A 12,731-nucleotide genomic window follows, 5' to 3' on the forward strand; every position below is an offset into this window, starting at 1 on the left:
CCGGCGTCGCCGCTGCGTCCTGACGCACGCGTGGGCTGCCGGGTGAGCACGGACGCCGGCCCCCGTGAGTCGTGAACCGCCGGACTTCGACATCATCCTCGCCGGCGGTGGTCTCGCCGGACGGAGCCTCGCCTATTTCCTCAGCAGGCAACCGGGTCTGGATGACGTGCGGATCCTCCTCGTCGACGACAGCCGCCACTATCAGCACCGTTCCATCGTCTACTGGTACGACGGCGTGCTGCCACTGAACCTGACCCCGTCAGCGAGCTACACGACGCTCGCCGTCGATACAGCCACGGGATTGCGCAGGCTGTCGCTCGATCGCCACACCCTGTCCCTGACCTCCTCACAGAGGATCTTCCGCTCCCTGGATCAGGTGATCGATGCCGATCCGCGCATCACGCGCCTCGACGCCCACGCCGCCCGGATCCATGTCAGGACGGACCGGGTCGCGGTGACGCTCACCGACGGCCGCTCCTTCACCGCCTCGCACTGTTGCGACAGCACCGCCCCTCCGTCCGGAGTGGCCCCTCCCCTGCTCATGACCGGCGAGATCAGACAGGTCCGGACCGTGCACGACTCCTTCGACCCGGCGGTCGCCACCTTCATGGACTTCAGGTCGAGCGACGGTGAGCACCCCGCCCGCTTCCATTGCCTCCTGCCGGTGTCCGCACGCGAAGCCTTCGTCGAGACGACGAGAATCACGCGCGGCGATACACCAGCCATGGGCGGGCCCTTCGAAACGGCGGCCGCGGAGTATCTGCGCAGCACCCGCGGCGTGACGGACTTCTCCACGCTGACCGTTCAACGGGGGGCGATCCCGCTCGGCCTGCATCGCCAGGCGTCGCGGGGACGGCACCTGTATGTGGGTACGGCCTCCGGGATCATCAAGGCCACGACCGGGTACGGCTTCACCCGCATACTCCACCAGGCCGAGCATGTGGCGTCGTCGTTCGCCGCGACAGGATCGCCACGCAGCCCCGAGCCGTCGCGCCGCTTCCACGTCTACGACAAGCCCGTCCTCAGGATGTGGCTGCACGACCCCGAAGCGGCGGTCCGCTTCATGAGGGCCGCATTCGCAGCGCTGGACGTCGATCTGATCCTCGACTTCCTCGACGAACGCACCACCCCGCTGCAGGAACGCGAACTCCTCGGAGCCATGCCGGTCCGGATGCTCCTGCGCCCGCGCCTCTGGCTGTGACTCCCGGACGCGTCCGGCCTCATGTCGGATCGCGCAGTGCGCCTCGGGCTCTCCTCAGCGACGCGGTGGCGGCCGCAATGGTGACGAAAGTCCCTACAGGGCCGACCCACCCCGCAGGACACTGGGACGCAACCCTTTCGGGAGTGGTCGTCGTGCGACGCCGGCAGGAAGCACACGGGAAGCATCCGCCGGTCGGCAGCCACTTCACGAGCGAACAAAGGACAGATGAATGAGCTCGACAGAGCGCCCGATCGCCCCACCAATGCCCGCGACACCCCCGATCCACCTCGATCCCTCCACCGAAGACGACACGTTCAGGACCATCGGTCTCAGGCCCACCGGCTCCGACCTCAAACGCCTCATGGAGCGTCGGCGGGAAGCAGAGCGGAAGCTCGCCCTGCACATCCAGAAATATCGGGAAACGCACCCGCTCCCCTCCAAGGAGTGACCCAGAAGCTCGCGCCCGTGCCGGTGTGAGGGCTGCTCCTTCCTCATCCAGGCACCACCACGGAGGACGCCCGCCATGAGTTCGAGTTCGTTGAGCACCACTCCCCCTCCCGCTCGGACGCCCATGCGGGCAGGTCCGCTGGTCATGGTCCTGGTCGGCGCTCTGCTCGTCTCGGTAGCAGGGGGCCTGGCATTCGGCGGTCTGCTCATCAGCGCTCTCGCCGGGTTCCAGCGGGAAGGGCAATTCCTGAACACCTCCACGGAACGCTTCGAGTACGGCTCCTACTCACTCACCACCCAGCCTCAGGACATCCGGCTGGATACCGGGGAGGGCGCCCTCCCCGGTATCGCAACCGTCCAGCTGAAGGCCACAGGCGTACCGAGCACGAAGGAGGTCTTCGTCGGCGTGGCCAGACAGGCCGACGTCGACGCATACCTGTCGTCCGTGCAGCACACAGAACTGATCGAGGTACGGACCGACCCCTTCCGCGCCGCATACCGTGAGATCCCGGGCTCCTCGGTTCCGGCCCCGCCCGCCGAACAGACGTTCTGGACGGCGTCGGCTTCCGGCACCGGGACGCAGGTGATCTCCGTGGACGTGCGCTCCGGGAGCTGGGCCGTCGTGGTGATGAACGCCGACGGCAGCCAGAACGGCGCCGTGGACCTCCAGGCGGGTGTCCGGTCGAGCCTCTTCGGGCCCGTCGGTATGACGCTGCTCCTGGTGGCGGGCCTTCTGGTGCTGGTCGGCGTCCCCCTCCTGCTGATCGGGGCGAACGCGCTCGGCAAAGGGCTCGACCCCTCCCTGGCTGCCGGCGGGGACCGGCGTGGAGGGCCGGCCGAGGACGCCCACCACACCGCGTCGGCTGATCCCATCCGTGACTTCCTGCCCTACCCGGCGCGGCTCACGGGCTACCTGCAACCCGGACTCTCGCGGTGGCTGTGGCTGGTGAAGTGGTTCCTCGTCATCCCGCACCTCGTGGTGCTGTGGCTGCTCTGGACCTCGTGCTTCGTGAGCACGGTGGCCGCCGGCGTCGTCATCCTGTTCACGGGCCGCTACCCGGCCGGCCTGTTCGCCTTCACCGTGGGCGTCTTCCGCTGGACGTGGCGGGTGCAGTTCTACGCCTCCGCGCTCGGGACGGACCTGTATCCGCCCTTCACCCTCGCCCGTACCCCGGACTATCCAGCCGATTTCGAGGTCCCCTACCCGTCCCGGCTCCACCGCGGCCTCGTCCTCGTGAAGTGGTGGCTGCTGGCCCTCCCGCACCTCCTGATCGTCGCCGCCTTGACGGGTGCCGCGACCACCACCGTCGTCGTCGCACCGGGGTCCGGCGACCTGATCAGGACCACCGCACCGTCTCTGCTGGGTCTGCTGGTGATCATTGCCGGGGTCGCCCTCCTGTTCACGGCGCGCTACCCCGCGCCGCTCTTCGGCCTGGTGGTGGGGATCCACCGCTGGACGTACCGCGTGGCAGCCTACGTGTTCCTGCTGCGCGACGAATATCCCCCGTTCCGCCTGGATCAGGGGCCGGAGGAGACGGAGGCCCGGCCACGCGAGACCGGTGGGTGGGAAACCGTGGGGATGAAGGCGCCTCCGCCCCGTCCGCCCGGCTCCTGATCGTGCGCGACATCCCCCACCCGACGAATCACGACGGAAAGGCCCATCGACCATGACACCCACTCACCCCCACGAGATCCTGGATCTTTCCCTCCTGCAGCGTGGCACGGAGGGCACCGCAGTGCTGGGCCGCAGCACTCCTGTGAGTGTGGAGATCCGCGCGACCCGCCGCGTGCGGGTGACCTCGGTCCAGTTCACCCTCGTGCACTCGCTGGAGCTCACGCAGATGCGGGGCAATCAGTTCGGTGGGACCTACCATGCCGCAGAGCGCAGCTCGAGGGACATCGGGAGCACGCTGATCCGGACCGGCACCACCCTGCGTGAGGGCGAGTCGTGTTTCGAGGTGAGCCAGCTGATGGTGCCCGCCGACGCGATCCCCACACTTCACGGAAAGCTTGCGCTGTCCGGCTGGACCGTGCGCGTCCGGGTGTCCTCCGACGGCAATCCGGACGTCGTCCGCTCCCAGCCGCTGGTCGTGCAGTCGGACGGAACCACGGCCGACGGCGAACCCGATACCCTCCCGACGGACGGGCGCCACCCGGGAGCGGACCTGCAGGTGGTGGAGCTGTCCACGCACTCCGTGCATCCAGGGGTGGAGCTGTCCGGTGTCGTGACGGTCGGCGAAACCAAAGCACGCACCCTGGACATCAGCATCGTCATGCAGGAGGAGGTGATGTTCTGGGCCGGCCAGCGACCCCAGGAGGATCGTCACCCCGCGAATTTCCTCACCGAGGAGACGGTGATCGACCAGGTCCGTCTCCCGGCCCATGCGGCCAGGGGATCGATGGTCCCCTTCACCCTCACGGCCGGCACCGTTCCCGCTCCGACGGTCACCTCACCCGTCCTACGGGTTCGCTGGTTCCTGCGGGCTGCACTCGAGGTACCGTTCCGGCGCGACCCGGAAGTGACAGTGCCCCTGGCCGCGGGCACCAGGATCCATTCGCGGGCCTGATCTATCGCACGACCGACCGGGCCTGGCCTATCGCACGACGACGACGTTGCCGCCGGCATGGTGCAGTACCGCATGGACCGTGGATCCGAGCCGAATTCCCAGTGTGTTGCCGCCCTTGGCCCCGAGGACCACACACGCGGCCTTCTCGGTCTCCTCCACGATGCGACCAGGCACTGAGGCAGCGAGGACGAGGTCCCGGGTCGCGGTCAGGCCCGCGCGCTCGCCGAGCAGCGCGGAGGCCTGTTCCAGGATCGGATCCTGCTCCACCTCCCGCGACGACGCTTCGGCAACACCGTCCCGGTGAGGGGCGCCCACGTGCAGGAGCCGAAGCGACTTGTGCAGGATGCGGGCCAGCTCGGTCGCGACCATCACCGCCCGGTCGCTCTCGGGAGAACCGTCGACCGCGACCAGGACGGTGTCGTGCGTCGGACGGGCATCACGGACCACCATGACGGGACAGGACGCCGTGGAGACGAGGTGGAGGCTCACCGATCCGATCAGCAACCCGGAGAAGCCGCCGAGGCCCCGCGTGCCGGTGACGAGGAGGGAGGCCTCGTTCGAGAGCGTCGTCAGGACGCCGGTGGGTGCGCCTGTCACCATCCGGTCATGCACCTCGAGATCCGGCTCGGAGCGTCGTGCCAGATCGAGGCCTTCCGCCAGGATCCGGTGTGCATCCCCGCGCAGCCCGCTGTCCTCGACGCCCGCCACCGGTCCCAGCCGGTCCGTGAAATACGGCCAGATGAAGGCGTGTACGACGACGAGCGGCACCTGGGCCGCCCCGGCGTAGCGGGAGGCCCACAGGACGGCTCTCTTCGATCCGTCGGACCCGTCATAGCCGACCATCACCGGCTTTCCCTCGCGCATCCCCGCGGTGCCGCCCCTGCCGGACGTCATGCCGAGACGCCGGCGGGCTGGGCGGCGGCGGGATCGCCGTCGGGTGACCTGAGCGTGCCGTGCGCGATGATCACAGGGCAGGCGGACCGCTCGGCGACGGCGGAACTCACAGACCCGAGGAGGAGTCCCACGAACCCACCGTGACCGCGCGAGCCGACGACGACCATCGACGCCTTCCGGCTCTCCTCGATGAGCACCTGGGCCGTTGGCCCCTGCAGCACCCGGCGCTCCACCACGCACGGTGGCTCCTCCCCGAACGCCGCCGACAGCGCGTCGTCGAGTGCCGTCTCGGCCAGTTCGTCGGGGTTCCAGGTGATGGGGGCGAAGGTGCCGAAACCTATGGGGTACTGCCACACCGTCACGGCCCTGATGACATCACCGGCGAGGGGGACGAGGCTGCCGGCAAGTTCGAGTGCGGCGATCGACTCTTCCGACCCGTCGACACCGACAACGATGACGCGCGGCTTGCGGGGTGAGGGGGTCGTGTCCATGATGGGGGTCTGCTCCTTCGCCACAGGTGAACGTGCGCCCCGTCATCGTCTCCGGGCCTTTGCGCTCCGGGTAGGGCCGAAAGGCCCGCCCGATGTTGGGCCGTTGTGCCCTGACGACACGCACGCTGCCGGATGATGATGGTGCTTGAACACGAGGCACACGGCCCGGTAGCGCCGGGCGCGTCGACGACGTCGGAGGTTGGAGATGGACTACCCCGTGACCGGAGTGCATCCCGAGGATGCCACGGTGTTCATCCTCGACGACCATGAGTTGGTTCGGCGTGGGTTGCGCGAGCTGTTGGAGAGCGAGGGTTTCTCCATCATCGGAGAATCCGGATCGGCCGAGGAGGCGGCCCGGAGGATCCCTGCCCTGTCGCCGGACATCTCGATCCTCGACGCGAGGCTGCCGGACGGCACGGGGATCGAAGTGTGCCGCGACGTGCGCTCGGTCGACCCTTCTCTGGCGTGCGTGATCCTGACGAGCTATGACGACGACCAGGCGTTACGCGGTGCGGTGCTCGCGGGCGCCTCGGGGTACATCCTGAAGGAGATCCTCGGATCCGACCTCGTCGAGAAGGTGCGCCGGGCGGCGTCCGGTCAGTCGTTGTTCGCGGCCGGCGTGACGGAACGGATCACCTCGGGACTCCAGGACGCCCCGGTCGAGGACCCGCGGCTGGAAGGCCTGACGAGTCAGGAGAAGAAGGTCCTGGCACTCATCGGGGCCGGGCTGACCAATCGGGAGATCGGCGCGGAGCTGTTCCTCGCGGAGAAGACCGTGAAGAACTACGTGTCGTCCCTGCTGTCGAAGTTGGGATTCCAGCGCCGCACCCAGGCAGCGGTGTTCATCTCCCGCCCGTCGGGTCCAGCGTCTCCGTCGCATTCAGAGGGATCCTGAGGCGGATCTCGGTTCCCTCCCCGGGCTCGCTGACGATGGAGATCGTGCCGTCGCAGAGTTCGGCACGGCGCTTCATGTTGGCGATACCGCTGGTGCGGGTGGGATTCTCGAACCCGCGGCCGTCGTCGGTGATCTTCAGCTCGAGGTGGTCGTTGATCGCTCGCAGCGTCACCGTGATGGTCTGCGCGTCGGCATGGCGTAGCGCGTTCGACAGCCCTTCGAGCAAAACGGCCCTGACATGGTCCGCGCGCTCATCGTCCAGCGCCGCGTCGAGCGGGCCGGACAGCTGGAGGACCGGAGCAAGGTCGTGGCCGTCGAAGGCGTCCGCAACGAGGGAGAAGATCGTCGAGGTGAACGTCGGAGTGATCTGCGGAACCGTGCGCAGCGAGTAGATGGTGTCACGCAGTTCCCGGATGGTCTCGTCCAGTTCCGTCGTCACCGCGGAGATACGGGTCAGAGCCTCCCCGTCCGGCGTGTACTTGCGCAGGCTCTGGATGCTCAGTCCGGCCGCGAAGAGCCGCTGGATGACCAGGTCGTGCAGGTCCCGTGCAATACGGTCACGGTCGCCGAAGACGGCCTCCTGTTCCCGCTGGCGGTGGACGCGCAGCAGCTCGAGGGCCAGGGACACATGGGATACGAAGGTGGTCATCATCTCGTGGTCGACGTCCGAGAACGGCGACCCACCCGGTGAACGGCCGACGACCAGGAAGCGGCGGTCGCCGTCGCCCGGGAGCTTGCTGCACAGGGCCGTCCCGATCATGCCTTCCGGAGCGCCGGGCAGCACCTGCGCGAATTCGTCAGCATCCAGGACGATGGGCGACAGCGTGGTCGGAAGCCTGTCGAGCAGCGTCGGATCCAGGTTCGACTGACCGAGAAGGGCCTCGACCTCGACACCGTCCACTGCCTCGCAGCCCACCCCGCGGTGGCTTCCGAAATCCCTGAGGACAGCCGCGAGGATACTCTGCGAGGCGTTCAGCGCGTGGGTGGCGAGGATGTCCAGGTCGTGCCGCGATTCGTCGTGCTGGCCGAGCAGCTCCCTCACGGCATTCAACCCGCCCTCGAGCCACCGGGTCCGCCGATTCGCCTCATCGAAGAGCCGCGAGTTCTCGATCGCGACCCCCGCGGCGGAGGCCAGGGCCACGACGAGCTGTTCGTCGTCGACGGAGAAGTCCTCACCTCCGTTCTTGTCGGTCAGGTACAGGTTCCCGAAGACGCGGTCGTGGATGCGGATCGGGACACCGAGGAAGGACTTCATCGGTGGGTGGTCCGCCGGGTAGCCATAGGCGAGGGGATGCTCGCGCAGATCGGAGAGGCGGAGCGAATGCGGCACGGAGATCAGCAGGCCGAGGATCCCGTGTCCCGTCGGGAACTGGCCGATCCGCCGGATCTCGTCGTCCTCCAGGCCCACCGTCGTGAAGTGACCGAGCGTACGGTCCGGGCCGATGACTCCGAGTGCCCCGTAGCGGGCATCCACCAGTCGGCAGGCCGCCGAGATGACGCGTTCCAGGACCGTGTCGAGCCCGAGGTCGTCCGCTATGGCCGCGAAGGCAGCGAGGAGGTCTTCCATCCCGGCGAGCGCCGTCGTCCGCGAGGGCGCTCCGTTGGGCAGTTCTTCAGAATAGGTGACCACGTGCCGCACTCCGTACTGTCGACGTGATGTCCCGCCCCCAGGGGAATCACGATCCGTCATCCATGACGAGACCTGACCTGCTGTCCGGCAAAAGGGTCAGAGTGCCCTATCCGGCCCGTAGGTCACTTCGTAGTGTCGATCTATGGAAGCCGAGAATACACCTACGGAAATCCTTCCAGCGCATGAATGCTGGAAATTGCTCCGGGATGCTCCCTTCGGGCGCCTCGCTCTGTGCGTTCAGGGGATTCCCGGCATCTTTCCGGTCAATTTCGTCGTGGAACACGGCACGATCGTCTTCCGGACCTCGGAGGGGACGAAGTCCCGATTCTCCGAGAAAGCGCCGGTCGCATTCGAGACGGACGGCTTCGTCGACGGCGGAGCACGTGTGTGGAGCGTGATCGTTCACGGACAAGCCACGACCATCAACCAGACGAGTGAAATTTTGGACACCGTCCACCTGCCGCTGCATCCGTGGGAGATGGGCCGTAAGGACCGCTTCATGCGCCTGGTTCCCGAGACGATCAGCGGACGTTCATTCGCTCCGCTGTACGCGTCGGCGAACCATCAGGAGGCTCGGGCCCGCGATGAGTGAGGACCAGGGTGGGGCAGGGTGGCTCCAGGAGCAGCGTGTGCGTCACCGAGCCGAGGGACATCGCTGATCGCGCACCGCTCCCGTGGCGGCCGATCACCAGCAGGTCCGAGCCGGCGCCATAGAGCGCGAGGGCCTCGACGGGGGTGTGCAGGTCATCGACGACCCAGCTCACGACGAGGTCCGGGTAGCGTGTGCGTACCGCCAGGAGCATCGGCGCCGCACCGACCGCCATACGCTGCGGTGACGAACCCAGTGCGGTCACCACCGTCAGGCCCATTCCTGCCGAGTGGGCCTCTTCGGCTGCCCTCATGAGAGCCGCCCGGGACACCTCCGAGCCGTCCACACCCACCACCACTCCCCCTCCGGCCTGGCCGGAGTTCGCCCGATAGCCATAGGCCGGCGGAACGACGGCGACGGGCGTCGCGGAATTCAGCGCCACCTGCAGGGCCACGGAGCCCTTGTACTCCCCGCTGGTGGGATCCCTCCGGTCCGCGCCCACGACGATCATGGGCGCGGCGGCCGAGAGGCCCAGGAGTGCCTCGACGACGTCGCCGCAGTGGAGGTACGTGCTGACCCGCAGACCCGGATACCTGTGGGCGACGCGCGATGCTTCGCGACTGACCATCACTCGCCCGGCGATCACCTCGTCGCCGTAGAGGCGGCCCGGCGGCATCAGGGACGGGTCCGTGATGGCGTGCAGAACCGTCAGCGGGGCATCGAGGGCCGCAGCACGTGCGGCCGCCCATTCCACGGCAGGTCGGTCCGCCGCGGAATCGCGCATCGCGACGAGCATCGGCTCGGAGCGCTGGACCGGTGGTTTCACTGCTGTCGCCTCTGGAAGGACCGTCGTCATGGTGCATTCCTTACATGCTTGATCTGATCTGGAACGATGACGGCTCGCCCCCACGCGCATCCTTCCCGGCGATGACGGCAGCCGGCGGACCGACCCGGAGGGCGTCCGTGAGTATCAGGCGTCGCGGGGAGAGGCACCCTCCCACGATCACAGATCCCGGGAAGGCTGATCAGGGCCTTTGGGCCCTGATACGGAGGCCGAAGTATTTGTAGCGTCGACGAAAGGCACCCTTCCGTCCCGGAATCACCGGGTACGACGGCGCGACCGAACCATCACTACGGACGAAGGACGACACCGTGTCAACAACGCCACGCCAGGACAGCTACTGGGACATGCCCGGCGCCCTTCATGCGTCGGAAGCCCTCACCCCGTCGCAGTGCTGGGCGCTGGCCACGACGCAGTCGCTCGGGCGTCTCGGCTTCTTCCACGAGGGGTTCCTGAACATCTTCCCCGTCAACTACTTCGTGCTCGATGAGCACCTGTATTTCCGCACCAGGGCGGACGGCACCATTGCCAGCAGCTACCTCGAGCACGCAGGATTCCAGGTCGATCTCACCGACCGGAGCACCCAGAGCGGGTGGACCGTCCTGGCCAACGGACCAGCCACCCGCGTCGAGGACCCGGCCCTGCTGACCACCCTGTGGGGGAAAGTGTCGGAGGAGCCATGGGCGCCCGGCCTGCGGGACCTCTTCTACGAGATGGCGCCAGTCCGGTTGCGTGGTCGTCGCCTCTCGACCGCCCGCTAGCCCTGATGGCCATGTCGACGATCCGGCTCGGAACCACGGGGGCATCTGCGGCCCCTACTTCGACGACGGCGGAGGCGGAAGGACACAGCCTGGACACGAGGGCAATCCGTGAACGGGCGCTGCATGGCGAACGTCCCCGTGGACTGGCCCCCGTCTGCCTGACCTGCGGTTCGGACGACGCCCTCGTCTATTCCACCTACTCGGAACAGGTGGTCCTGCCCAACGGCCGGACCCGGCATGCCCGGGCGAAGTACTGCTGCGCCCGCTGCGGACGCAGCCGTGATCACGAGGTACCGGCCAGCTGGCGCCCGCCGGGCTGGTTCTGGTGCACCTGACAGGACGCGTGCAACGCAGGACGTGCAACCGGCCCCACCTCGGTGCACCCCGCGCTCGCCGTTGAGCCCCGGGGTGCACCTGTTCACTGCCCTGCACCTCACGGTGCAGGAGGAATGACCCCCAGGGGGAAGGGCGCCGGTGCCGCGCCCTGCGCAGTCAGACGCGCGGTGATGGACTCGGGGTGCAGGTCGGCCCGTACCGAGTCCCACGCCTGGGCTTCGCTCAGGTCGAGCACGACGTTCGTTCCCGGTGACAGGGTGGCCGCCCGTCTCACCACGAGGTCGAGCGCGTGCAGATTGACCGCCGACACGCAGCCGTGGACGAGGATCTGCACGATGTGCGCCTCGGCGTCGGCGCTGACGAGGATCTTCAGCTTCCGGTTGGAGGCGGACGGGTGCATCGCCATGGCGCGCCGCCGCATCGTCTCATCCGATTCCGCGCCGAGCGCGGATGTCCCGGAAGCCATTGCTCCGCGGCGGTAGGCGGTCCTCGCCGATCCGTGGGTCACGCCGGCGGACGTGATCGGACGCCTTCTCACCGGTCCAGCATTTCTGCGTGGTCGTCCCACCGCAGGCGTTCGCGCCCATCGGTGGAGAACCTGCCCAGTTCCTGCGCACGACGGCGTGCCTTCAGGAACACGAGCTCTTCCCCTGAGAACCAGTACTCCCCGTGGGCGTCCGCATGAAGGCTCTCGCCGATCGTTGCTTCCACCCGGTTGACCAGGGTGCGCGGAAGGACTACGCACCCCGGATTCTCGAGAACCCATTGCTGAACGCCCGGATCGATCCTGGTCCAGATTGAACTGATGTTGGTCACTGTGCGAACCTCTCGGATCGGTGTCTCGCCTTGCACGAACATCACACGCGAGACCTCAACCGACGACTAGGGCCTTAAGTCCCATCCGACGTCGTCCACCGCCCGGGCCGTGGGTTGCGTAGGCAGGAGAGGACCTTCGACCCTGCAGACATCACCGTGCCTGGCGCACAGTGGACGCATGACGATGTCACTCGACAACCATGCCCTCGGGGGTGGCACAGGGCGCACAACAGATGATCATGCGTCACTCGAGGACCTTCTGTGCCAGGCGGTCCGCCGCGCAGCCGACTGCGCGAGTCTCGACATCACCGTGACCGAGGGCACCGTGATGCTCTCCGGGGTGGTGCTGCGCCGCGAGGACAGGTCGCGCGCCGGTTTCGCCTGCTGGTGTGACCCGACCGTCCGCGCCGTCTACAACAACCTGACCGTCGCCTCGGGCCCTGCGTGAGTGTCTCGGGCGATGCCCTGACCTGTCCGCCGATCAGGACCTAAGGCCCCTGCACGGCTTTCGTACCGCGTCCTAGGCTGACGCCCATGCTGCATCGCTGGATCCTCGCCGCGCTACCGGGTGGCCTGTCGGAAAGGCAGAAAGACATGAGCACAGTGACGATCGTCGGAAGCGGCAGGATGGCCCGGGGTATCGCACTCCGCATGCTGCATGCCCGATGCCAGGTCAGGATCCTCGGGAGGAACGGGGAGCAGACGCGCGCCCTGGTGGAAGAGCTCGGGCCCGGCGCCCAGGGCGGCTACCCGGGCGAACCCATCGACGGCCACGTCGTCGTCCTCGCCATCCCCTACGCCGACATCAGGGAGCTCGTCCTCGAGTACGGGGCGGGCCTCGACGGGAAGATCGTGGTGGACATCAGCAACCCGGTCGACGTCGCCGGCTTCGATCGGCTGCTCACGCCGGCCGGCACGTCCTCGGCGGAGCAGACCGCGGAACTCCTCGGAGACCGGGCCGATGTGGTGAAGGCCTTCAACACCGTGTTCGCCGGCACACTCCAGGAGGGCAAGGTGGCCGGTGAACCGCTCGACGTCTTCCTGGCGGGTGACTCCGAGGACGCCAAGGCCGTGGTCAGCAGACTCGTGGCGGGTTCGGGTCTGCGCCCCGTCGACGTAGGGCCGTTGCGCCGTTCACGGGAACTCGAGGCGATGATGCTCCTGATCATGGGACTGCAGGCCGGCGATGCCCACCCGCACTTCAACTGGGACACCGCGCTGAAGATCCTTCCGTGACCGCCATCGCAGGCACACCGCTCCGCG

General features: G+C 67.8%; 15 protein-coding genes. 9 read left to right on the top strand and 6 right to left on the bottom strand.

Annotated elements, in window-relative coordinates; genetic code table 11:
- Positions 1 to 64: 64 nt before the first annotated feature.
- The 4 genes from RY94_RS12110 (at position 65) to RY94_RS12125 (ending at position 4,215) form a co-directional block, all read left to right on the top strand.
- Positions 65 to 1,201: a lycopene cyclase family protein gene (locus RY94_RS12110; RefSeq protein ID WP_043445397.1), complete on the top strand. Its 1,137-nt coding sequence runs from the start codon at positions 65 to 67 to the stop codon at positions 1,199 to 1,201.
- A gap of 229 nt (positions 1,202 to 1,430) precedes the next feature.
- Positions 1,431 to 1,649, top strand: coding sequence for a hypothetical protein (locus tag RY94_RS12115; protein WP_156135162.1), 219 nt, complete (start codon positions 1,431 to 1,433; stop codon positions 1,647 to 1,649).
- A gap of 75 nt (positions 1,650 to 1,724) precedes the next feature.
- Positions 1,725 to 3,263, top strand: a complete 1,539-nt coding sequence (locus RY94_RS12120) for a DUF4389 domain-containing protein (RefSeq protein WP_231554518.1) — start codon at positions 1,725 to 1,727, stop codon at positions 3,261 to 3,263.
- A 52-nt stretch (positions 3,264 to 3,315) separates the two neighbouring features.
- Positions 3,316 to 4,215 carry a hypothetical protein gene (locus tag RY94_RS12125; RefSeq protein WP_043445402.1) on the top strand — a complete coding sequence of 300 codons (900 nt, stop codon included), beginning with the start codon at positions 3,316 to 3,318 and terminating at the stop codon, positions 4,213 to 4,215.
- A gap of 27 nt (positions 4,216 to 4,242) precedes the next feature.
- Here RY94_RS12125 and RY94_RS12130 read toward each other — a convergent pair whose 3' ends face one another.
- Both RY94_RS12130 and RY94_RS12135 read right to left on the bottom strand, forming a co-directional pair.
- Complete coding sequence (locus RY94_RS12130; RefSeq protein WP_052274302.1) at positions 4,243 to 5,109, bottom strand: universal stress protein; 867 nt, start codon at positions 5,107 to 5,109, stop codon at positions 4,243 to 4,245.
- Positions 5,106 to 5,600: a universal stress protein gene (locus tag RY94_RS12135; RefSeq protein ID WP_043446517.1), complete on the bottom strand. Its 495-nt coding sequence runs from the start codon at positions 5,598 to 5,600 to the stop codon at positions 5,106 to 5,108. The genes RY94_RS12130 and RY94_RS12135 overlap by 4 nt, the downstream gene beginning before the upstream one ends.
- A 205-nt stretch (positions 5,601 to 5,805) precedes the next feature.
- On the opposite strand from RY94_RS12135, the gene RY94_RS12140 reads away from it, so the two are divergent.
- Positions 5,806 to 6,495: a response regulator gene (locus RY94_RS12140; protein ID WP_052274303.1), complete on the top strand. Its 690-nt coding sequence runs from the start codon at positions 5,806 to 5,808 to the stop codon at positions 6,493 to 6,495.
- On the opposite strand, the gene RY94_RS12145 is transcribed toward RY94_RS12140, so the two are convergent.
- Positions 6,443 to 8,125, bottom strand: a complete 1,683-nt coding sequence (locus RY94_RS12145; protein ID WP_052274304.1) for a GAF domain-containing sensor histidine kinase — start codon at positions 8,123 to 8,125, stop codon at positions 6,443 to 6,445. The genes RY94_RS12140 and RY94_RS12145 overlap by 53 nt on opposite strands.
- Positions 8,126 to 8,267: 142 nt before the next feature.
- Here RY94_RS12145 and RY94_RS17465 point away from each other — a divergent pair, with 142 nt between their 5' ends.
- Complete coding sequence (locus tag RY94_RS17465; protein ID WP_082046316.1) at positions 8,268 to 8,717, top strand: pyridoxamine 5'-phosphate oxidase family protein; 450 nt, start codon at positions 8,268 to 8,270, stop codon at positions 8,715 to 8,717.
- Here RY94_RS17465 and RY94_RS12150 read toward each other — a convergent pair.
- Entirely contained in the window at positions 8,647 to 9,570 is a 924-nt protein-coding gene (locus RY94_RS12150) for a universal stress protein (protein ID WP_043445406.1), read from the bottom strand. The two genes, RY94_RS17465 and RY94_RS12150, sit on opposite strands and share 71 nt — an antisense overlap.
- 296 nt (positions 9,571 to 9,866) lie before the next feature.
- Here RY94_RS12150 and RY94_RS12155 point away from each other — a divergent pair, with 296 nt between their 5' ends.
- Positions 9,867 to 10,316 (top strand): pyridoxamine 5'-phosphate oxidase family protein, encoded by a 450-nt coding sequence (locus RY94_RS12155; RefSeq protein ID WP_156135163.1) that lies wholly within the window; start codon positions 9,867 to 9,869, stop codon positions 10,314 to 10,316.
- A 433-nt stretch (positions 10,317 to 10,749) separates the two neighbouring features.
- Here the strand turns inward: RY94_RS12155 and RY94_RS12160 are convergent, their stop codons facing one another.
- Positions 10,750 to 11,118 (bottom strand): hypothetical protein, encoded by a 369-nt coding sequence (locus RY94_RS12160; RefSeq protein ID WP_043445409.1) that lies wholly within the window; start codon positions 11,116 to 11,118, stop codon positions 10,750 to 10,752.
- Between the two features lie 68 nt (positions 11,119 to 11,186).
- Positions 11,187 to 11,468 (bottom strand): hypothetical protein, encoded by a 282-nt coding sequence (locus RY94_RS16940; protein ID WP_156135164.1) that lies wholly within the window; start codon positions 11,466 to 11,468, stop codon positions 11,187 to 11,189.
- Positions 11,469 to 11,646: 178 nt separating this feature from the next.
- On the opposite strand from RY94_RS16940, the gene RY94_RS12170 reads away from it, so the two are divergent.
- On the top strand, positions 11,647 to 11,916 hold the full coding sequence (locus RY94_RS12170) for a BON domain-containing protein (RefSeq protein WP_043445411.1): 270 nt from the start codon (positions 11,647 to 11,649) through the stop codon (positions 11,914 to 11,916).
- 146 nt (positions 11,917 to 12,062) lie between these two features.
- Entirely contained in the window at positions 12,063 to 12,704 is a 642-nt protein-coding gene (locus tag RY94_RS12175) for an NADPH-dependent F420 reductase (RefSeq protein WP_043445413.1), read from the top strand.
- Positions 12,705 to 12,731: the final 27 nt, after the last annotated feature.

This window comes from Arthrobacter sp. L77 (assembly GCF_000816565.1).
GTDB lineage: Bacteria > Actinomycetota > Actinomycetes > Actinomycetales > Micrococcaceae > Arthrobacter_D > Arthrobacter_D antioxidans.

What these genes read in the sequence shown, in the direction of transcription:
- RY94_RS12130 (WP_052274302.1), bottom strand. Translation starts at nt 5,109, where the DNA reads ATGACGTCCGGCAGGGGCGGCACCGCGGGGATGCGCGAGGGAAAGCCG.
- RY94_RS12150 (WP_043445406.1), bottom strand. Translation starts at nt 9,570, where the DNA reads ATGACGACGGTCCTTCCAGAGGCGACAGCAGTGAAACCACCGGTCCAG.
- RY94_RS12115 (WP_156135162.1), top strand. Translation starts at nt 1,431, where the DNA reads ATGAGCTCGACAGAGCGCCCGATCGCCCCACCAATGCCCGCGACACCC.
- RY94_RS12175 (WP_043445413.1), top strand. Translation starts at nt 12,063, where the DNA reads ATGAGCACAGTGACGATCGTCGGAAGCGGCAGGATGGCCCGGGGTATC.
- RY94_RS12125 (WP_043445402.1), top strand. Translation starts at nt 3,316, where the DNA reads ATGACACCCACTCACCCCCACGAGATCCTGGATCTTTCCCTCCTGCAG.
- RY94_RS12135 (WP_043446517.1), bottom strand. Translation starts at nt 5,600, where the DNA reads ATGGACACGACCCCCTCACCCCGCAAGCCGCGCGTCATCGTTGTCGGT.
- RY94_RS17465 (WP_082046316.1), top strand. Translation starts at nt 8,268, where the DNA reads ATGGAAGCCGAGAATACACCTACGGAAATCCTTCCAGCGCATGAATGC.
- RY94_RS12170 (WP_043445411.1), top strand. Translation starts at nt 11,647, where the DNA reads ATGACGATGTCACTCGACAACCATGCCCTCGGGGGTGGCACAGGGCGC.
- RY94_RS12120 (WP_231554518.1), top strand. Translation starts at nt 1,725, where the DNA reads ATGAGTTCGAGTTCGTTGAGCACCACTCCCCCTCCCGCTCGGACGCCC.
- RY94_RS12140 (WP_052274303.1), top strand. Translation starts at nt 5,806, where the DNA reads ATGGACTACCCCGTGACCGGAGTGCATCCCGAGGATGCCACGGTGTTC.
- RY94_RS12160 (WP_043445409.1), bottom strand. Translation starts at nt 11,118, where the DNA reads ATGGCTTCCGGGACATCCGCGCTCGGCGCGGAATCGGATGAGACGATG.